The sequence below is a fragment of the Streptomyces sp. NBC_00425 genome (assembly GCF_036030735.1).
Taxonomy (GTDB): Bacteria; Actinomycetota; Actinomycetes; order Streptomycetales; family Streptomycetaceae; genus Streptomyces.
This window is the reverse complement of record NZ_CP107928.1, coordinates 4114299-4133488: the sequence shown is the minus strand read 5'-3', so window position 1 is coordinate 4133488 and position 19190 is coordinate 4114299. Positions and strand designations below refer to the sequence as shown.

At 72.4% G+C, this 19190-nt stretch carries 12 protein-coding genes and 1 pseudogene; 9 read left to right on the top strand and 4 right to left on the bottom strand.

Annotation, left to right across the window (positions count from 1 at the left end; translation table 11 throughout):
• The first annotated feature begins 58 nt into the window (after positions 1-58).
• The 7 genes and pseudogenes from OHS82_RS17500 to OHS82_RS17470 form a co-directional block, all read left to right on the top strand.
• Positions 59-2635 (top strand): protein kinase, encoded by a 2577-nt coding sequence (locus tag OHS82_RS17500; protein WP_242433446.1) that lies wholly within the window; start codon positions 59-61, stop codon positions 2633-2635.
• A gap of 146 nt (positions 2636-2781) precedes the next feature.
• Positions 2782-4527 (top strand): serine/threonine-protein kinase, encoded by a 1746-nt coding sequence (locus OHS82_RS17495; RefSeq protein WP_057584627.1) that lies wholly within the window; start codon positions 2782-2784, stop codon positions 4525-4527.
• Positions 4528-4601: 74 nt separating this feature from the next.
• On the top strand, positions 4602-6200 hold the full coding sequence (locus OHS82_RS17490; RefSeq protein WP_057584626.1) for a serine/threonine-protein kinase: 1599 nt from the start codon (positions 4602-4604) through the stop codon (positions 6198-6200).
• A 117-nt stretch (positions 6201-6317) separates the two neighbouring features.
• Positions 6318-8045 carry a serine/threonine-protein kinase gene (locus OHS82_RS17485; protein ID WP_057584625.1) on the top strand — a complete coding sequence of 576 codons (1728 nt, stop codon included), beginning with the start codon at positions 6318-6320 and terminating at the stop codon, positions 8043-8045.
• 253 nt (positions 8046-8298) lie between these two features.
• On the top strand, positions 8299-9936 hold the full coding sequence (locus tag OHS82_RS17480) for a succinic semialdehyde dehydrogenase (RefSeq protein ID WP_057584624.1): 1638 nt from the start codon (positions 8299-8301) through the stop codon (positions 9934-9936).
• 65 nt (positions 9937-10001) lie between these two features.
• On the top strand, positions 10002-11792 hold the full coding sequence (locus OHS82_RS17475) for a GMC family oxidoreductase N-terminal domain-containing protein (RefSeq protein ID WP_057584623.1): 1791 nt from the start codon (positions 10002-10004) through the stop codon (positions 11790-11792).
• A 129-nt stretch (positions 11793-11921) separates the two neighbouring features.
• Positions 11922-12113 (top strand): annotated as a pseudogene (locus tag OHS82_RS17470) (oxidoreductase); the annotation flags it as partial.
• Between the two features lie 231 nt (positions 12114-12344).
• Here the strand turns inward: OHS82_RS17470 and rox are convergent.
• A complete protein-coding gene (gene rox, locus OHS82_RS17465) occupies positions 12345-13772 on the bottom strand; it encodes a rifampin monooxygenase (RefSeq protein ID WP_057584621.1) in 1428 nt (475 codons plus the stop codon).
• 438 nt (positions 13773-14210) lie between these two features.
• The gene (locus tag OHS82_RS17460; protein ID WP_063894349.1) at positions 14211-14738 is read right to left on the bottom strand and encodes a hypothetical protein; all 528 of its coding nucleotides are present in this window, start codon (positions 14736-14738) and stop codon (positions 14211-14213) included.
• A gap of 174 nt (positions 14739-14912) precedes the next feature.
• Between OHS82_RS17460 and OHS82_RS17455 the strand changes: the two genes are divergently transcribed.
• Complete coding sequence (locus OHS82_RS17455) at positions 14913-15071, top strand: hypothetical protein (RefSeq protein WP_242433445.1); 159 nt, start codon at positions 14913-14915, stop codon at positions 15069-15071.
• A gap of 74 nt (positions 15072-15145) precedes the next feature.
• Here OHS82_RS17455 and OHS82_RS17450 read toward each other — a convergent pair whose 3' ends face one another.
• Positions 15146-16189: an LPXTG cell wall anchor domain-containing protein gene (locus OHS82_RS17450; protein ID WP_057584620.1), complete on the bottom strand. Its 1044-nt coding sequence runs from the start codon at positions 16187-16189 to the stop codon at positions 15146-15148.
• A 723-nt stretch (positions 16190-16912) separates the two neighbouring features.
• Positions 16913-17221 (bottom strand): chorismate mutase, encoded by a 309-nt coding sequence (locus OHS82_RS17445; RefSeq protein WP_057584619.1) that lies wholly within the window; start codon positions 17219-17221, stop codon positions 16913-16915.
• A gap of 386 nt (positions 17222-17607) precedes the next feature.
• On the opposite strand from OHS82_RS17445, the gene guaA reads away from it, so the two are divergent.
• On the top strand, positions 17608-19188 hold the full coding sequence (guaA, locus tag OHS82_RS17440; RefSeq protein WP_328434127.1) for a glutamine-hydrolyzing GMP synthase: 1581 nt from the start codon (positions 17608-17610) through the stop codon (positions 19186-19188).
• The last annotated feature ends 2 nt before the right edge of the window (positions 19189-19190 follow it).

Sequence of the window (19190 nt, the reverse complement as noted above, 5' to 3'; positions counted from 1 at the left end):
GCTGCAACGGCACGCAAGGCGAACGGAATTGACCGACCGGGCGGCCGGGGGAGGCAACGTGGACGACTACGCGGGTCGGGTACTCGCCGACCGCTACCGCCTGCCGTTGCCGCTGTCGGACGAGTACGAGCACGAGAGCCGGGCCTTCGACACCTACAGCGGGCAGGAAGTCCTGGTCCGCCAGGTGCCGTTGCCGGAGGTCGTCGAGGCGGAGGTGCTCGACGCCGAGGGACTGCCCGAGGGGTTCACCGCCCGTGACCGCGGGGCGCGGCGACCGGGGACGCGCAACGCCGGCGAGGCGTCCGGGACACGCCGGCCGGCCGATCCCGTCGTGCGGCGCGCGATGGAGGCCGCGCAGGCCGCGGCGGGCATCCCCGACCATCCACGGCTCGACCAGGTCTTCGACGTGTTCGCCCAGGGCGGCTCGCTGTGGATAGTGAGCGAACTGGTCGCGGCGCGCCCGCTGTCGGCCCTGCTGGCCGAGAAGGCGCTGTCGCCGTACCGGGCGGCCGAGGTCGCCTCCGACGTGCTCATGGCGCTGCGGGTGCTGCACGCACACGGGTGGGTGCACCGGAACATCACCGCCCGCACGGTGCTCGTCTGCGACGACGGACGGGTCATGCTGACCGGACTCGCGGTCGGCGCGGCGGAAGAGGCGCTGTGCGGGTACGACCCGGTGCCGGCCGAGAACACGACGACGGGCGGGACGGACCGGGCGGGCGATCAGGCCCGCGGCGGCGCGGCCCCCGTCGAGCCCGCGGGTACGGGCGGCCACCCGCCGCACGGTGTGAGCGCCGGACCCGGCGGTGGCGCAGGAGTCGGCAGGGGCCCCGGCATGCCCCGGACCGGGGCGGTGGACGCCGAGGCCGCTCGGCGGGCCGCCATAGAGGCGCGGGCGTCCGGCGCACGGCCGGTGCCGGCCGGCGAGCCCTCCGACGTGGGCGGGGCCTCCGGCGCCGTGGCGCGCAGAGCCCCCGTGGAGACCGGCGGGGACATCCGGGCCGCGCGGGCCGGGGCGATCGCCGCGTACCGCGCCGGGGCACGGGCCGCGGCCCGCGTGCAGGAGGCCCAGGAGGCGCAGCAGAACGGCCGCGCGGCGCTGCCCGGCGCCCGCACCCCGTCCGACGGCGAACCCGCGGCCCTGGGCGGCAGCCCTCCCGGACAGATCGCCGACCCCTACGGCGTACAGGGCGCGCCCGTGCCCGGTCCCGCGCGGTACGGCACCCCTCAGCAGACGCACGCATCGCTCGCCCCCCACTCCGGGCAGGGCCCGCAGGCGACGCCGGGCGGCCCGGCGGGCGAGGCGCGTACCGGCGCCCGCTGGGACGGGCCGCCGACCGCGGCGTCCGGCGCGGGCGCCGGGCGCGGCCCCGCCACCGCGCTGGCGGCCGAGCGGGCCCGGCAGGCACGCATGGCCGTCGTCGGGCCCGTCACCGAGCGGTGGGCGCCCGAGCAGGCCGGGCCGGTCCACGAGAACTGGCAGCTGGCCGCCCCGATCGGTCCCGCCACCGATCTGTGGGCGCTCGGTGCGCTGCTCTTCAGGTCCGTCCAGGGCCACGCGCCGTACCCGGAGGAGTCGACGGCCGAGCTGGTGCAGATGGTGTGCGCCGAGCCGCCCGCCTTCGCCGAGGAGTGCGGACCGCTGCGGCCGGTCGTGGAGTCGCTGCTGCGCCAGGACCCCACCGACCGCCCCGACTTCGAGGAATTGCGGGGCTGGCTGCGCTCGCTGGTGCGGTCCGCGCCGGAGCCCGAGGCGGGCACGCACGTCGTCGTCGCGCCGCCCGCCGATCCGCGCCGCCTGCCGATCGTCCGCCGCAAGGGCGAACTGGTACGCCGACGGCGCGCCGGACTGCCCGCGTCGCACGGACGGCACAAGCGGGGCCGTTCCGAGCCGGACCGCTCGCCCCGCAGCCTGGGCCGCACCCTGGTCGTGCTGGTCCTGCTGGTGCTGGCGGCGGCGATCGCCTACGCCATGCTGTTCATGCCCAAGGCCGGCGAGGACGACGCCGCCGGCACGGACGGCGGGCGACGGGCCGGGGCCACCGGGACGCCGGCCGGCCAGGCTCCCCACGCCAGCAGCGAACCCCGGCCCGACCAGACCGCGCCGGCCGACGGCGTCTCCGGATCCCCGTCGTCCTCGTCGGCACAGGCGACCCAGACCGATGGGTCCGGAGCGGGCGTCGCCGACGGCTTCACCCTCCGCAAGGACGGGGCGGGCTTCCAGATCGCCGTGGCGAACGGCTGGTCACGCACGCCGAAGAACGGCCGGGGTCAGGTCCGCTACGGGCACGGCGACTTCGAGCTGATCGTCGTGCCGGGGCGGGACAGCACGTCCGGGAACGGCAGCGACCCGATGGTCTACCAGCGGGAGAAGGAGAGCGAGCTCCAGCCGTACCGCGCCTCCAGTTGGGCGACGGCGTCCGGGCTGCGCACGACGACCGTGGGCACGCGGACCATGGCCGAGGGCCAGTTCACCTGGACCGACGGCGACGGTCGCAAGCTGTACGTCCGCAACCTCGCGATCCTGATCGCCGGGCGGTACCACGTCGTCCAGGTCAGAGGGCCGGAAGCCGAACGGGACGAGGTCACGCGGCTGTACGAGCAGGCGGCGGCCACCTACCAGTACACCGGCTGAACCACGCCGCTGCGGCCAGGTTCCCGCGTCGGCGGGGAAGCGACAACCGTCACAGTGCTGTCTCCGTCGCACCCCCGCGGTTCCGTGGAGACGGCAAGGTCTTTACGCTGACCCTGTCAAGAGCATTGCGGGGCAACGTGAATCAGATGCAGGGCCAGCTCCTGTCCGGGCGCTACCGGCTCGCCGACGCCATCGGGAGCGGCGGCATGGGCCGGGTGTGGCGTGCCCACGATGAGCTGCTGCACCGGGCTGTCGCCATCAAGGAGCTGACCGCCGCGCTCTACGTCGCGGAGAGCGACCAGGCCGTGCTGCTGGCGCGGACCAGGGCGGAGGCCCGGGCGGCCGCCCGGATCAACCACTCCGCCGTGGTCACCGTCCATGACGTGCTCGAGCACGACGGCCGGCCGTGGATCGTGATGGAGCTGGTCGAGGGCCGTTCGCTGGCCGACGCCGTCAAGGAGGACGGCCGCGTCGAGGCCGCGGAGGCCGCCCGGATCGGCCTGTGGGTGCTGCGCGCGCTGCGCGCCGCGCACTCCGCCGGCGTACTGCACCGCGACGTCAAGCCCGGCAACGTGCTCCTCTCGCACGACGGACGGGTCCTCCTCACCGACTTCGGCATCGCCCAGATCGACGGCGACACCACCATCACACGCACCGGCGAGGTCGTCGGCTCCGTCGACTACCTGGCCCCGGAGCGGGTGCGCGGCCATGATCCCGGCCCGTCCTCCGACCTGTGGGCGCTGGGCGCGACGCTGTACACGGCGGTCGAGGGACGGTCGCCGTTCCGGCGCACCTCGCCGCTGACCACCCTGCAGGCCGTGGTCGAGGAAGAGGCCGCCGAACCGCGGCACGCCGGCCCGCTCGGCCCCGTCATCAGCGCCCTGCTGCGCAAGGACCCGGCCGCCCGCCCCGGCATCGCCGAGGCAGAGCAGCTTCTCGCCGAGGCGGCCGAGGGACGGCGTCCGCACGGGGCCCAGGCGTATGTGCCCACGCAGTACGGCGGACCCGACCCGGGTACGGGAGGGCACCGCACGGCGTCCCGCTCCGGGTCCCACCCGACACCCGCCACCTCGTACGTTCCCGCCGGCCCGGAGGCGGCGACGCCGGTACCGGGCCATCCCGTGACCGGCCCCACCACCGTGGGCCCGGCACACATCGGCCAGGTCCCGGCGCACGTGGGCCAGGGGCCGACGCACACCGTCCAGGGTGCACCGGCCGGGCCCGCGGCGGAGCCGCCCCGGCGGCGTCGTCGGCTGCGCTCCCTCGTGCTGGTGGTGGCCGTCGCCGCGCTGGTCGGCGGGGGGACGGCCGTGGTCCTGCAGAAATGGGACCAGGGGCAGTCGCAGACCGTCGACCCCGGGGCAGCGTCGGGCTCGCCGAGCCCGACGAGCACCGCCACCTCCGCCGCGGAGGGCGCCGTGCCCGACTCCTGGCAGCCCGTCGACGACCCGCTGGGCTTCGGGCTCGCGCTGCCCAAGGGCTGGGAGCGCAAGGTGTACCAGGACGACGGCGACCTCCAGCAGGTCGACTACTCGCCCGACGGCGGCGAGCACTTCGTCCGCATCGCCCTCGACAAGTCCCCCGACTTCAGCGACCCGTACGCGCACCAGGTCGACCTCGAGCAGCAGCTCAAGAGGCTGGTCGACTACGAGCGGGTCACCCTCGAGAAGAACCTCTACCGCGACAGGGCGGGCTCCGAGTGGGAGTACACCTGGACCGCGCTGGCCAAGGACACCGCCTTCCCCGGGCCGCGCCGCGCGATCGAGGAGACGTACGTGGCCCGCAACGGCGCCGAGTACGTGATCTACATGTCGTCGCCCGCCGGTGACTGGGCCACCACGGCCAGGCAGTTCAGATCCGTACTGCAGAGCTGGCGCGAGCCCACGGCGTAGTACCGGCCGCCGGGTCCCGCAGTTGGCCGGACGGCGCCCCGGAGGCGGGCCGTCCGGTGGGGCATGATGTGCCCATGGGGACCGAGGGGGACGGGAGTACCGCACGGGTCATCGCGGGCCGTTACCGGCTGGAGGCGAGACTCGGGCGCGGCGGCATGGGTGTCGTGTGGCGGGCGACGGACGAGCTGTTGGGACGGAGTGTCGCGGTCAAGGAGCTGACCCAGGACGACACGCTCTCCGACGAGGAGGCCCGCGAACGGCGCGACCGGACGCTGCGCGAGGCGCGTGCGGTCGCCCAGCTGCGCCACCCGCATGTCATCGTCGTGCACGACGTCGTCGTGGAGGACGAACGCCCGTACATCGTGATGGAGTTGCTGGACGGCGGCTCGCTCGCCGACCGGATCGCCGAGCACGGCCCGCTGGCACCGGACGAGGCGGCCCGGATCGGCATCGCCCTGCTCGGCGCCCTGCGCGCGGCGCACGAGGCCGGGGTGCTGCACCGGGACATCAAACCCGCGAACGTCCTGCTGGAACGTGACGGCGACCGGATCGTCCTCACCGACTTCGGCATCGCGCAGGTCTCGGGCGCCACCACGCTCACCCAGACCGGCTCGTTCGTCGGCTCGCCCGAGTACACCGCGCCGGAGCGGATGTCCGGGGCGCGCACCGGCGCGGAGTCCGACCTGTGGTCGCTGGGCGCGCTGCTGTGCACGGCGTTGAGCGGCGAATCCCCCTTCCGGCGGGATTCGTTGGGCGGCATCCTGCACGCCGTCGTGTTCGCCGAGATCCGTACGCCCCCGCAGGCCGGGCCGCTGCTGCCGGTCGTCCGGGGTCTACTGGAGCGCGATCCGGACCGGCGGCTCGGCGGGGCGGAGGCGGAGCGGCTGCTGCGCGCCTTCCTCGACACCGGGTGCACGCCGACGCCGGTGTCGTCCGACTACACGCCGACACAGGCCGACCTGCCCCGGCCGCAGTCCGAGAAGGCCGCCCGGGAGCGCTCCACGCGCAGTGTGCTGGTGGCCGCCCTGCTGGTCGCCGCGATGGCCGGCGCGGGCGTGTCGGGGGCGGCGCTGCTGATGAAGGGGGACGGTGACGGAGGGCGCCCGCCCGTGAGTTCGGCGCCGGCGGTCTCCGTGAGCGGGTCGGGGCGCCCGGCGAGCGGGTCCCCGAGCGCGCCGGTGTCGTCCGCTCCGTCGCCCGCCGCCTCGCTCACGCCGACCCGTACGCCGTCCGCGCCCTCCGGTTACCGGGTGGCCGAGGACCCCGCCGGGTTCGCGCTCGCCGTGCCGGAGGACTTCACGCGCGTGCCGCAGGGCGAGCGGGTGTTCTACATGTCGCCGGGGCAGGTCTTCCGGCTCGGCGTCAAGGTCTCCGGCGCGTCGCCGGACGGCCCGCTCGCCGTCATGGAGCGGGCCGCCGCCCAGGGAGCGGACACCAACCCGGGCTATCACGACGGCCGGGTCACCGAGACCAGTCAGGGCGGACGGCCCGCCGCCCTCTGGCAGTTCACCTGGAACGGCTTCAGCGCGGCGGAGGGCCCCCGGCACACCTTCGACCTGTGCTGGGAGGAGGGCGGGCGGCTGTACGACGTGTGGGTCTCGGCGCCGCTCGGGAAGGTGCGGGAGGCGCGGGAGTACTTCGACGTCGCGGTCGACACCTTCGTCGTCGGGTGAGACGTCCACCCCGAGCGCCCGCGTAAAAGGGGCATAAGGAGCGGTACGCGTCACGGGTCTGTGACCGGTGGGCCGGACCGGTGGAAATCGGCCCGTGTGGCGCGATGTGATGAGCGCATGAGTCACCACGGGGGAGTCGGGCCCGTGCCCGACGACACGACGAGTTTTGTTCTGCAACCGCCGAACCCGAACGCGAACCCGCATCCACGGCCGCTTCCGGTTCCGGTTCCGCACGCGAACCCGCTCCCGCACCCGCACCCGCACGCGGCCCCGGGGACCGAGCCGTCACAGACCGTGCCGTCGCAGGAGCCGTCGCGGACGCCGGTGGACAGGGCGGCGCAGGAGCCCGGCGTCGGCAGGCTCGTCGCGGGACGCTACCGGCTGCTCGCCAAGCTCGGGCACGGCGGCATGGGCACCGTGTGGCGCGCCAAGGACGAGACCGTGGACCGCGAGGTCGCCGTCAAGGAACCCCGCGTGCCGGACCACCTTCCCGAACGTGAACGGGACAAGGCGTTCGAGCGGATGCGGCGCGAGGCACGGGCCGCGGCGCGGCTCGACCACCCGGCCGTGGTCGGCGTCCACGATGTCGCCGTCGTCGACGGCCGGCCGTGGATCGTGATGGAGCTGGTCCGCGGACGTTCGCTCGGCGACGCCCTGCAGGAAGGCACGCTCGGGACGCGCGAGGCGGCCCGCATCGGCCTGGAGGTGCTCGGCGCGCTGGAGGCCGCGCACGCGGCCGGCATCCTGCACCGGGACGTCAAACCGGACAACGTGCTGCTCGGCCGGTACGACCGGGTCGTCCTCACCGACTTCGGCATCGCCCAGATCGAGGGCGAGACCAACCTGACCGACACCGGGGGCTTCGTCGGCTCGCCCGAGTACATCGCGCCCGAGCGGGTGCTGGGCCGGCGTCCCGGGCCCGCCGCCGACCTGTGGTCCCTGGGCGTGGTGCTGTACGCGGCGACCGAGGGCGTGTCGCCGTTCCGCCGCAGCAACACCCCGGCCACCCTGCAGTCCGTCCTCAACGCGGCGCCCGCACCGCCGGCCGCCGCGCACGGGCCGCTCGCCGAGGTCGTCGACGGCCTGCTGCAGAAGGAACCGGCGCACCGTCCGACGGCCGCGCGGGTGCGGGAGCTGCTCGAGGCCGCCGCGAACCCGCCCGCGCCGCAGGCCCCGCAGGCCCCGCAGGCAGTCTCGCCCCCGGAGGCGCCGCGCGTCCGGCGCCGGCCCGGCCGCGCGGTCTGGATCGGGCTCGGCGCCGCGGTCGTCGCGGCGGCTGCAGCGGCGTACCTGGTGTTCGCCGACCCGTTCGCGGGACCGCTGCCGGACGGCTGGACGACGAAGCCCGAGAAGAGCGTCACCGCGACGCTGGCCGTGCCCGACAGCTATGTGCGCAGCGAACCCGAGAAGACCGCCGCCGCCGACGACCACTGGGTCGGCTACACCGACCCCAGTGGCGCGATCTCGGTCGTCCTGCGGGTGGACCGCAGGGCGCAGGACGCCGGCCACCGGATCAAGGACTCCGCGGCGGCCCAGATGTACGCCGACAACGGGGACTTCAAGGAGTCCGGCAGCTACCCGCTCGACATGCCGAAGGGGCCCGGCACCCGCACGGACGACAACGCGACCTTCCACGGTCGCAAGGCCGCCGGGAACACCGTCGTCTACACCACGGACGACAGCCGGCAGCCGGCCCCGCGCGAGCTGCGGATCCTGTATTACAAGTCCACCGCCGGCGACATGTACAAGCTCATGATCGGCTATCCGGGCAAGGGTGACTTCACCGCCCGCGGCCGCGAGGTGGCCCGCACCGCGATCGCCCACCTGGAGATCGACCGGCCCTAGGGGCCACCCCGGACCCGACCTCTCACCCACCCCGGACCCGACCTCCCACCCACCCCGGACGCGCCCCGGAACAGGTACGGGATCGGGGTGGCCGGACCGCGTGGCGAAAGGCACGGGAAACGCGGGATGCGCGGGGCTCGACGCCCTGATCAGCAGGTTTGTTGCCAGTGAACGCTGGCGTCATGTGTGCAGGCGGTGAATCCCTATTACCGGCGGGTACCCAAAGTCCCCCGCACGTCATACCCTGCGGCTCATGACGGACTCGCAGGCCCCGGAGAAGACTTCGGAACAGACGCCGGAAACGACTGGCACCAACCCCCTCGCCCCCGCTCCCATCGGCGTCCGCACCGCCGCCGACGTGGTGACCCCCGAGCTGGTGGCCCAGCTCACCAAGGGGGTGACCGGCTCCGGCCGCACGGCCAACCACACGCCGTTCACCGGTGAGAAGCTCGCCGACCTGCCCGAGTCCACCCCCGAGGACGTCCTCAAGGCCTACGAGGCCGCCCGTGCCGCCCAGGCGGTGTGGGCGAAGACGCCGGTCCGCGAACGCGCCGCAGTCCTGCTCCGCTTCCACGACCTGGTGCTGGAGCGCCAGGCCGAGGTGCTCGACCTCATCCAGCTGGAGACCGGCAAGGCCCGTCTGCACGCCCACGAGGAGGTGCAGGCCGTCGCGGTCGCCGCCCGCCACTACGGCCGCAAGGCCCCCTTCTACCTGCGCCCCAAGCGGCACGCCGGCGCCATGCCGACCCTCACCAAGGTCACCGAGCTGCGCCACCCGCGCGGTGTCGTGGGTCAGATCGCCCCCTGGAACTACCCGCTGGAGCTGTCGGTCGGCGACGCGCTGCCGGCGTTCGTCGCGGGCAACGCGGTCGTCATGAAGCCGGACACGGAGACCTGCCTGACCGCGCTGTGGGCCCGTGACCTGCTCGTCGAGGCCGGTCTGCCCGCGGACGTCTTCCAGGTCGTCCTGGGCGAGGGGCCCGTCGTCGGCCCCGAGGTCGTCCGGCACGCCGACTACGTGTCCTTCACCGGCTCGACCCGCACCGGCCGCGAGGTCGCACAGGGCGCCGCAGCCCGGCTGATCGGCGTCTCCCTCGAACTCGGCGGCAAGAACGCCATGCTGGTGCTGGAGGACGCCGACATCGAGAAGGCGGCGGCAGGCGCGGTGCGCGCCTGCTTCTCCTCGGCCGGCCAGCTCTGCATCTCGATCGAGCGGCTGTACGTCCACGAGTCGATCGCGGACGCCTTCGTCGAGCGCTTCGCCGCCCGCACCCGGGCCATGCGCCTCGGCACCTCCCTGGCCTACGGCGCCGACATGGGCTCGCTGGTCGGCGAGCGTCAGCTGGAGACCGTGACCCGGCATGTCGAGGAGGCCGTCGCCAAGGGCGCCACGGTCGTCGCCGGCGGCGTCGCCCGCCCCGACGTGGGCCCGTACTTCTTCGAGCCGACCATCCTCGACGGTGTCACGGAGCCCATGTCCGTCTGCACCGAGGAGACCTTCGGCCCGGTCGTCTCGATCTACCGCTTCAAGACCGACGACGAGGCGATCGAGCACGCCAACTCCACCCCGTACGGCCTGAACTCGTCGGTGTGGACGAAGGACGGCCGCCGCGGCCGGGAGGTCGCCTCCCGCGTGCGGGCCGGCACCGTGAACGTCAATGAGGGCTACGCCGCCGCCTACGGCAGCGTCCAGTCGCCGATGGGCGGCATGAAGGACTCCGGCCTCGGCCGCCGGCACGGCTCCGAGGGCATCCTCAAGTACACGGAGGCGCAGACGGTGGCCCAGCAGCGCCTGCTGCCGATGGCGCCGGCACTCGGCATGGACGACGAGAAGTACGCGGCGTTCATGAGCACCAGCCTGAAGGTGATGAAGGCACTCCGGCTGCGCTAGTGCGTGCCCCGGGTGACGCCCCGGGTGAAGCGACCGCCCCCACCCGTTCTCGACGAGGAGAGCACGTGTCCCAGGACGCCTACGACTACGACGTCATCGTCGTCGGATCCGGCTTCGGCGGTTCCGTGACCGCCCTGCGTCTCACGGAGAAGGGGTACCGCGTAGGCGTCCTGGAGGCCGGCCGCCGATTCACCCGGGAGTCGCTCCCCAGGAACTCCTGGGACCTGAAGAACTACCTGTGGGCCCCGAAGCTCGGCATGTACGGCATCCAGCGCATCCACCTGCTGGGCAACGTCATGGTGCTGGCCGGCGCGGGCGTGGGCGGCGGCTCCCTCAACTACGCCAACACGCTCTACGTGCCGCCGAAGCCGTTCTTCGACGACCCCCAGTGGCGTGGCATCACCGACTGGCAGGAAGAGCTGCGGCCGTACTACGACCAGGCCCGGCGCATGCTCGGCGTACGCCTCAACCCGACGACGACCCCCTCCGACGTGCATCTGAAGGCGGCCGCCGAGCGGATGGGCGTCGGCGACACCTTCCACATGGCGCCCGTCGGCGTGTTCTTCGGCGACGGCGAGGACGCCGACGGCACGGCGAAGGCGAAGCCGGGCGAGCAGGTCGACGACCCCTACTTCGGCGGCGCCGGCCCTTCCCGCAAGGCCTGCACCGAGTGCGGCGAGTGCATGACCGGCTGCCGGCACGGCGCGAAGAACACCCTGAACGAGAACTACCTGCACCTCGCCGAGCGGGCGGGCGCCGTCGTGCACCCCCTGACGACGGTGGTCTCCGTCACCGACGACTCGCAGGGCGGGTACGCGGTGGCCACCCTCCCCACCGACGAGCGCCGCAGGGGCAGGGCGAAGGCGAAGAGCCGGGTCTTCAAGGCCCGCCGGGTCGTCCTCGCCGCCGGCACCTACGGCACCCAGACCCTGCTGCACCGGATGAAGGCCAACCGTCAACTGCCCTACCTCTCGGACCGGTTGGGCGAGCTGACCCGTACCAACTCGGAGGCGCTGGTCGGCGCGCAGACCGACGACCGCCGCTACCGCAAGGCGACCGGCGCGCCGAAGGTCGACTTCACGCGCGGCGTCGCCATCACCTCGTCCGTCCACCCGGACGCCGACACCCACATCGAGCCGGTCCGCTACGGCAAGGGCTCCAACTCGATGGGCGGGCTGTCGATCCTTCAGGTGCCGTACGCGGAAGGCTCCTCCAGGGTGGCCGGCTGGCTGACGAACGCGGCCCGCCACCCGCTGCTGGTCCTGCGCTCGCTGTCCAACCGCCGCTGGTCGGAGCGGACCATCATCGGCCTGGTGATGCAGTCGCTGGACAACTCGCTGACGACGTATCTCAAGCCGTCCGGCGTCGGCAGAGGGCTGCTGACGGCGCGTCAAGGACACGGCGCCCCCAACCCCAAGCAGATCAGGGCCGCTTCCGAGGCCGCCTCCGCGATCGCCGCCGACATCAACGGCTTCGCCGGTTCCAACGTCGGAGAGCTGATGGGCACCCCGCTCACCGCCCACTTCCTCGGCGGCTGCCCGATCGGCGACTCCCGCGAGAGCGGCGTCATCGACCCGTACCACCGGCTGTACGGCCACCCCGGGATCTCGGTCGTCGACGGCGCCGCCGTCTCGGCGAACCTGGGCGTGAATCCCTCGCTCACCATCACCGCCCAGGCGGAGCGCGCGATGTCGTTCTGGCCGAACAAGGGCGAGACGGACCCGCGGCCGGCGCAGGGCGCGGCGTACGAACGGCTGGAGCCGGTGGAGCCCATCAGCCCGGCGGTGCCGGCGGACGCCTTCGGCGCGCTGCGCCTGCCGTTCCTCGGGATGCCGACGGTCCCGCCCCGGCAGTAGGACCACCCCGGGCCCGCGCCCGGCGCTTCCGTCATCACGTGACCTACACCACATGTGGTTCCTGTCAGTGATCGGGTCGCTGTTCCGCTCAAGTCACCGGGAGCACCCGAACCGACAGGAGCGCATCACATGAAGCACCGCATCGTCATCCTCGGCGCCGGTTACGCCGGGGCGTACGTGACCGGGACCCTGGCCCGTCGGCTGTCCCCGGCGGACGCCGAGATCACCGTGGTCAACGCCGAGCCGGACTTCGTCCAGCGGTTGCGGCTGCACCAGCTCGCGGCCGGCCGCGAGATCGAGGCTCCACAGCTCGCCGACATGCTCGGCCGCTACTCCTTCCAGCTGCCGGAGCTACCCGGCGGAACGCGGCCTCTGCGCGACCCGGATGCCGCCGAGGACGAGTGACCGGCCTCTTAGCCGCCTCCCACTCCATCTCCGCGTCAGTACTGGTCAGTGGCCTGGAGCGGGTACAGCGTCTCCTCACGAGCGACAGCTTTGCGTACCCGGTCAGTCCGGGCAGGCCCGGTGGGCTTTCGTGCCCCGAATGCGCGCTCAGCTGGCCGCAGCGCCGAACCACTGGGGAAGCCGGTCGAGCAGATCCTGCTGATCGTCACCAACCCACGCCACGTGGCCGTCCGGCCGCAGCAGCACCGCGGGCGCGTCCAGTTCCTTGCTGATGTCGGCGACGTGGTCGACTCGATCTGCCCAGCCTGCCACCGAGAGGCGGCCGGTCTGGTCGAGCAGCAGCCCGCGGCCGCCGTGCATCAGCTCGTAGAGGCGACCACGCTTCAGCCCCACGTCCCGCAGTCGTCGGCCGAGCAGTTCGTGCCCCTCGCCGAAGTCGTAGCGGACCCCGATCGCCGTGATCTTCTCCATCAGGTGCCGGTTCACCTCCTCGAAGTCCATCAGTTCCGACACCAGCCGGCGCACTGCTCGGGGACCCGGCTCGACGGACATCAGCTCCATCTGCGCGCGGGTGTTGTCCAGCACATCGGCGGCCACCGGGTGCCGTTCGGTGTGGTAGCTGTCCAGCAGTCCCTCCGGTGCCCAGCCGTTGACCTCGGCGGCCAGCTTCCAGCCCAGGTTGAACGCGTCCTGGATGCCGAGGTTGAGCCCCTGCCCGCCGGTCGGCGGGTGGATGTGCGCCGCGTCGCCGGCCAGCAGCACCCGGCCGGTCCGGTAGCGCTCGGCCAGCCGGGTGGCGTCGCCGAAGCGGGAGAGCCATCGCGGTGAGTGCACGCCGAAGTCGGTGCCGGCGAGCTTCCGCACCTGCCGCTTCAGCTCGTCCAGGGTCGGCGGGACCGTGCGGTCCTCGGCCACCCCTTCGGCGGGCGCGACGACGCGGTACACCCCGTCCCCGAGGGGCATGGCGCCGAACCGCTTGTGGGTCTTGCGGACTTCAGCTATCACGGCGTTCAGCGTGTCCGGTGGCGCGGTCACCTCCACCTCGCCCAGCAGCGTCTCGACCCTGGAGGGCTCGCCGGGGAAGCCGACGCCGAGCAGCTTGCGCACCGCGCTGCGGCCGCCGTCACAACCGACGAGGTAGCGCGAGCGCAGTCGCGTGCCGTCGGCAAGTTCGGCGGTCACCCCGTGTTCGTCCTGGCTCAGCCCGACGAGTTCGCAGCCGCGCCGGATCTCGACGCCGAGTTCGGTGGCGTGCTCGACAAGCAGGCGATCGGTGGTGGTTTGCGGGATGCCGAGGGCGTACGGGTGTGCGGTGTCCATCTGGTCCGGCGCCGGCTTGTCAATGGCGGCGAAGAAACCACCGACCGGGTGCTGCTTACCGAGCGCGAGGAACCGCTCCAGCAGACCTCGCTGGTCCATCACCTCGACGCTGCGCGCGTGCAGACCGAGCGAGCGGACGATCCTGGTCGGCTCCGCGTCCTTCTCCAGCACGAGCGCATGCACGCCGTGCAGCCGCAACTCGCTGGCCAGCATCAAGCCGGTCGGTCCGCCGCCGGCAACGATCACATCAATCATGAAACCCCATTCAAAATGGTTGCATTTCGGCCAGCTGCTCTACTCGGTCCGGCGGCGCGCACACCCGGACCTCCGCGCCGCGTGCCCGCCACCACACCGCGAGTCCCACCGGCGGTTTCCATCCCGCAGAAGCCACAGTCGATAAAGGCGCACGTAATTCGCGAATCCCTGATTTCCCCAAGTTCTGGCCTCGGCCGACGATTCTGCGCCACAACCCGGGCCTTGCCGCAAGGCCCCCCGTGCGCTATAAGTTGAGAGTGGCAAGGAGTAGGTAACCTCCTTGCCTTTGCTTTTTGCCGTCCGTTGTGAACGGACAAAGCCCTCCCGCATCGGGGCCCACGACGCGAGGTCGACATTCGAGGTGTGGTCGCCAAAGGCGGCGATCCTCGCCCAGCCCCCACCGCGTGTGAGGGCCGGCGTCCCAGCTGACTGGCTGGATCAACGCCGGGCGTCGCCGGGTGCGAGCAGGCTGGTGACTTCGGCGATTGGCTCGTCCGAGGGCTTGAAGTAGCGGCGGAGGTTCTCCGGCTTCTTGTGCCGGGACTTGGCCATGAGCATCAGCGGCGAGGCGCCCTGCTCACCGAGGTGAGTCACGGCGGAGTGTCGGTACTCGTGCAGGTCCCAGCCCGTTCCGGGACCACGCACCGTGGTGTGCTCGTCCAGCAGGTAGCCGCGCTCTCGGCACCAGCCGAGCCAGGACAGGACCGCCGCCCGACGGGCGTTCCAGGTGTTCACCGCCGCGGTGTCCCACAGCAGTTCCAGGGCCTCGCCGATCTCATCGGCAGCCACAGACGCCGGCGGCCGAGCCTCGCCGAGCCGTTCGGCTGTCTTCCCCGCTCCGATCCCATAGTTCCGGACCGTGTTTGGGTTGCCGAGCGAGTCGAGGAACACGTCTGCCGCCGCCCGGACAGTCAGTGCCTTCCCGCTCGGCAGCTGTACGACGGTGGGCCACTTTCCCCTTGCCACAGATAACAGGGGCCGCTTCACGCAGTGGCCGTAGAACGTCACCGCAGGTGACGGATCACGCTACCGCAGATATTGGGGTGTTATCCGTGGGTTGACTTCGGACCGGTCCGCCCGCCGACGCCCCGTCAGCCGTCCACCAGGGGCGACGGAGGCTCAGCGCCGGATTTCGTTCCGATGTTCCTCAACCCCCAGGTCGTCGGGGCCGTGACCTTCGGCCTCACCGACGGCAGGATCGCAACCGTGCGCGGCATCGCCGTCCCTGCCCGCCTCGTCCGCCTCACCGAAGCCTGGCGGCGGCACGGACCGGACACCCCGCTCATCGCCCGGTGGTGACCGGACTGCCCATGCGACGAAGGGACCTGCGCCCCCCTCCGAGCGCAGGTCCCTTCGTCGTGTCCCGATGTGCGTTACGCGTGCATGCCGACCTTGCGGCGACGGGCCGTGAACACCGCGCCGGCGCCGGCCAGCACGGCGACCCCGCCGACCAGGCCGATCACCGCAAGCGTGGAGTCGGAGCCGGTCTCGGCGAGGCTGCCGCTGATCGGCTTGGCGCCGCCCTGGGGCTTGGCGCCGGAGGTGGGCTTGTCGCCGTTGGGCTTGGCGTCGCCGGAGTCGCCCGCGTCCGCGCCGGCGGCGAGGATCCGGACGTCGTAGTAGTCGCCGTTGCCGTAGCAGGCGGAACCCTCACCGGCGTAGATGGCCTCGCTCAGCGCGAACGAGGAGCCCGCAGGGGCGGAGGCCTTGACCTTCACCCGCAGTTCGAGGCTCGCGGAGGAGTGCTTCTCCAGCGTGTCGAGCAGCCCGACGAAGGATCCCGTGACGTTGACCGTCTTGCCGTGCTCGTCCTCGAAGGAGTCCTGGAAGCTGTCGGTCCACTTGCCGTCCTCCTTGACCTGGATGACGGCGAGGCCCTCGGACAGGAACGCGTCGGTCGCTTCGTCGCCGTACTCGAGGAACGCGTCGATGTACACGTTCTTCAGGTCGCGGTCGGAGTCGTTGTCGACGACGAACGTGAAGCCGTGCCAGCCGGAACCGGCGACGATCTTGCTCGGCAGGCCCTTGACCTGCGCCGACAGCTTCTCGTCCAGGTTGAAGGAGTCGCAGTCCTGGTACGGGTCGAACCCGTCCCCGCTCGCGGTGGCCGACGCGCTCGCGGTGGCCTTCCCCGAGCCGGAGGAGGAGGGCGAGGAGGAGCCGGACGGAGAGCCGGAGGCCTTCTGGCCGTCCGACGGGGACGACGAAGCCGACGAGGCGTCGGTCGGGGTGCCGGACGCGCTCTGGCCGTCCGAGGCCGAGGCGGACGGCGAGGAGGCGCCGGTCTCCGAGGAGGACGCGCTCGGGGAGGAGGACGTGCCGCCCTCCTCCGCGAAGGCGGCGGGCGCCGACAGCAGCGCGAGCGGCGCGATGACGGCGGTCGCGGCCACGGTGACCATCGTGCGGCGGAGATTCATGAAGACCTCGTGGATCTGGTGGTGGAGGCCTTCCGCATGGGGGTGTGGGAGTGGCCTTGGCTCGATACGTGTGACCGATCAAGGCCGGAAACAGTTGTCCTGAACTCACAGGTTCTTTATGTGACGCGCGACACGGAAGCCGCCCCCTCCGTCGGGCGGGGCTTCCGGCAATGACGAAGGGCCCCGCGGGACGGATCCGCGGGGCCCTTCTTTACTGTCAGCACCGGCGTCAGGGCAGCGCCGGTGCCTGGGAGCGGCGCCGGGGGGTTGCGCCGCTGGTCTGGACCTCTGGTGGTCAAGGAGGGCAACAGCGCACGTGAGGCGGTTGCCCGAGGGGGACTTGAGCCTGTTCGGGGCTTTCTCGCATCGTGCTGGATGAGCGCGGCCTCCGCAACCGTTTGACCCAGCCTTGTGCATTTTTGCAGTTTCCGCCGGTCGGCCCCGGGCGTCCCCGAGGCCGGCCGTTCTCTTGGGTGACCGGGCTGCTGTCCCCTGCCGTCCGGTCACTTTCCGGAGCGAGGTCCCACGGCGCACGAACGCGATCCGTACGCCTCTCGCCCCAGCGAGCCACGCGTGGTTCTTCCGGGCCCGCCCCTGGCTGGCGCGGACACGGGGACCAACGAAGCACCCCGGGCGGCGGTCACGCGCCGTACGGGTGAGAGGACGCCCGAACTGGCGCGCGACCTCGGGCCGCCGCCGCGCGACTTCATCCGCCGCGCGGCCTCAGACGCGGCCCCGGCACAGTTCCAGCAGCGTCATAGCCAGCGACGTGCCGGGCTTGCCGAGCGCGTCACTGTAGTGCCCGAGGACCTCCATCTCGCGGGAGAGGTTCACCCGCCGTCCGCCGGAGGTGATGCGGGCCTCCTGGATGACGGCCGAGACGGCCATCCGTTCCTGGATCAGTCCGATGATCCGGTCGTCGAGCGCGTCGATGCGCTCCCGGGCGCCGGTGATCACGCCGGCTGCCTCGGTCGTGCGGGCGCCGGTCTTCTCGGCGGCGGTGGCGGCAGCGCTGGTGGCGGTGGCGGTCATGTCGGGGCTCCTCGTGGGAAACGGGGCCCCGGTTCGGCAGGATCCGGAAAACACCAGGCGCCCCGGACCTTGTCGGCCCGGGGCGCCTGGGAAGTCGCTCGTCAGTTGCTCAAGCAGCACGACCATGGCAGCCGGTGGGCCGGTCGCCATAGGTAAACAGGAAGGTCGGGTGCGTGAGCATGCGGCCAGTATGCAGCGTCGCCGGACGCGCTCCAATACGGTTCGCATCCTGAGACGCGGCGGAGGTCCCGGCGTCCGGTCGCCGCCGGTCGTTCGCCGGTCCGCCGCCGGGTCGACCGCCGGATCCGCCGCCGGGACCGCTCCCCGCGCCCGCCTCGGTAGAATCGGATGACACAGAGACCCCGCCCCACCGCCGGAAGGCCCCCGTGTCATCAGCGACTCCTACTGCCGCCGCCCCCGACACCGTCCTGGTCGTCGACTTCGGTGCGCAGTACGCCCAGCTCATCGCCCGTCGAGTCCGCGAGGCGCGGGTCTACAGCGAGATCGTGCCGAGCAGCATGCCGGTGGAGGAGATGCTCGCCAAGAACCCGGCGGCGATCGTCCTCTCCGGCGGCCCCTCGTCCGTGTACGAGGAGGGCGCCCCGACCGTCGACCGCGCGCTCTTCGAGGCCGGTGTCCCCGTCTTCGGCATGTGCTACGGCTTCCAGCTGATGGCGCAGACCCTCGGCGGCACCGTCGACAACTCGGGCGCCCGTGAGTACGGCCGCACCGAGCTGCACGTCTCCCGCGCCTCCTCCACCCTCTTCGAGGGCACCCCGGCCGAGCAGGCCGTGTGGATGTCGCACGGAGACGCCTGCTCCGCCGCGCCCGAGGGCTTCGTCGTCAGCGCCTCCACGGACGTCGTCCCGGTCGCCGCCTTCGAGAACGACGAGAAGAAGCTCTACGGCGTCCAGTACCACCCCGAGGTCATGCACTCCACGCACGGCCAGCAGGTGCTGGAGCACTTCCTCTACCGGGGCGCGGGCCTGAGCCCGGACTGGACCACCGGCAACGTCATCGAGGAGCAGGTCGAGGCGATCCGCGAGCAGGTCGGCGACAGGCGCGCCATCTGCGGCCTGTCCGGCGGCGTGGACTCCGCGGTCGCCGCGGCCCTCGTCCAGAAGGCCATCGGCTCCCAGCTGACCTGCGTCTACGTCGACCACGGTCTGATGCGCAAGGGCGAGACCGAGCAGGTCGAGAAGGACTTCGTGGCCGCGACCGGCGTCCAGCTGAAGGTCGTGGACGCGGAAGAGCGGTTCCTCACCGCGCTCAAGGGCGTCTCGGACCCCGAGGAGAAGCGGAAGATCATCGGGCGCGAGTTCATCCGCGTCTTCGAGCAGGCCCAGGCCGAGATCATCGCGGACGAGGGCCCGGCCGTGGAGTTCCTCGTCCAGGGCACGCTCTACCCGGACGTCGTGGAGTCCGGCGGCGGCACCGGCACCGCCAACATCAAGTCCCACCACAACGTGGGCGGGCTCCCCGAGGACCTCGAGTTCCAGCTCGTCGAGCCGCTGCGCAAGCTGTTCAAGGACGAGGTCCGCATGGTCGGCCAGGAGCTCGGCCTGCCCGAGGAGATCGTCCAGCGCCAGCCGTTCCCCGGCCCCGGCCTCGGCATCCGGATCGTCGGCGAGGTCACCAAGGAGCGCCTGGACCTGCTGCGCGACGCCGACGCCATCGCCCGCGAGGAGCTGACGGCCGCCGGTCTCGACCGGGACATCTGGCAGTGCCCGGTGGTCCTCCTCGCGGACGTCCGCAGCGTCGGCGTCCAGGGCGACGGCCGCACCTACGGCCACCCGATCGTCCTGCGCCCGGTCTCCTCCGAGGACGCCATGACGGCCGACTGGTCGCGGCTGCCGTACGACGTCCTCGCGAAGATCTCCACCCGGATCACCAACGAGGTGAGCGACGTCAACCGCGTCGTCGTCGACGTCACCTCGAAGCCGCCGGGCACCATCGAGTGGGAGTGACC

Excerpts from the sequence above, each read along its gene's own strand:
- OHS82_RS17495 (WP_057584627.1), top strand. The coding sequence starts at position 2,782 with ATGCAGGGCCAGCTCCTGTCCGGGCGCTACCGGCTCGCCGACGCCATC.
- OHS82_RS17490 (WP_057584626.1), top strand. The coding sequence starts at position 4,602 with ATGGGGACCGAGGGGGACGGGAGTACCGCACGGGTCATCGCGGGCCGT.
- OHS82_RS17485 (WP_057584625.1), top strand. The coding sequence starts at position 6,318 with ATGAGTCACCACGGGGGAGTCGGGCCCGTGCCCGACGACACGACGAGT.
- OHS82_RS17480 (WP_057584624.1), top strand. The coding sequence starts at position 8,299 with ATGACGGACTCGCAGGCCCCGGAGAAGACTTCGGAACAGACGCCGGAA.
- rox (WP_057584621.1), bottom strand. The coding sequence starts at position 13,772 with ATGATTGATGTGATCGTTGCCGGCGGCGGACCGACCGGCTTGATGCTG.
- OHS82_RS17455 (WP_242433445.1), top strand. The coding sequence starts at position 14,913 with ATGTTCCTCAACCCCCAGGTCGTCGGGGCCGTGACCTTCGGCCTCACC.
- OHS82_RS17450 (WP_057584620.1), bottom strand. The coding sequence starts at position 16,189 with ATGAATCTCCGCCGCACGATGGTCACCGTGGCCGCGACCGCCGTCATC.
- OHS82_RS17445 (WP_057584619.1), bottom strand. The coding sequence starts at position 17,221 with ATGACCGCCACCGCCACCAGCGCTGCCGCCACCGCCGCCGAGAAGACC.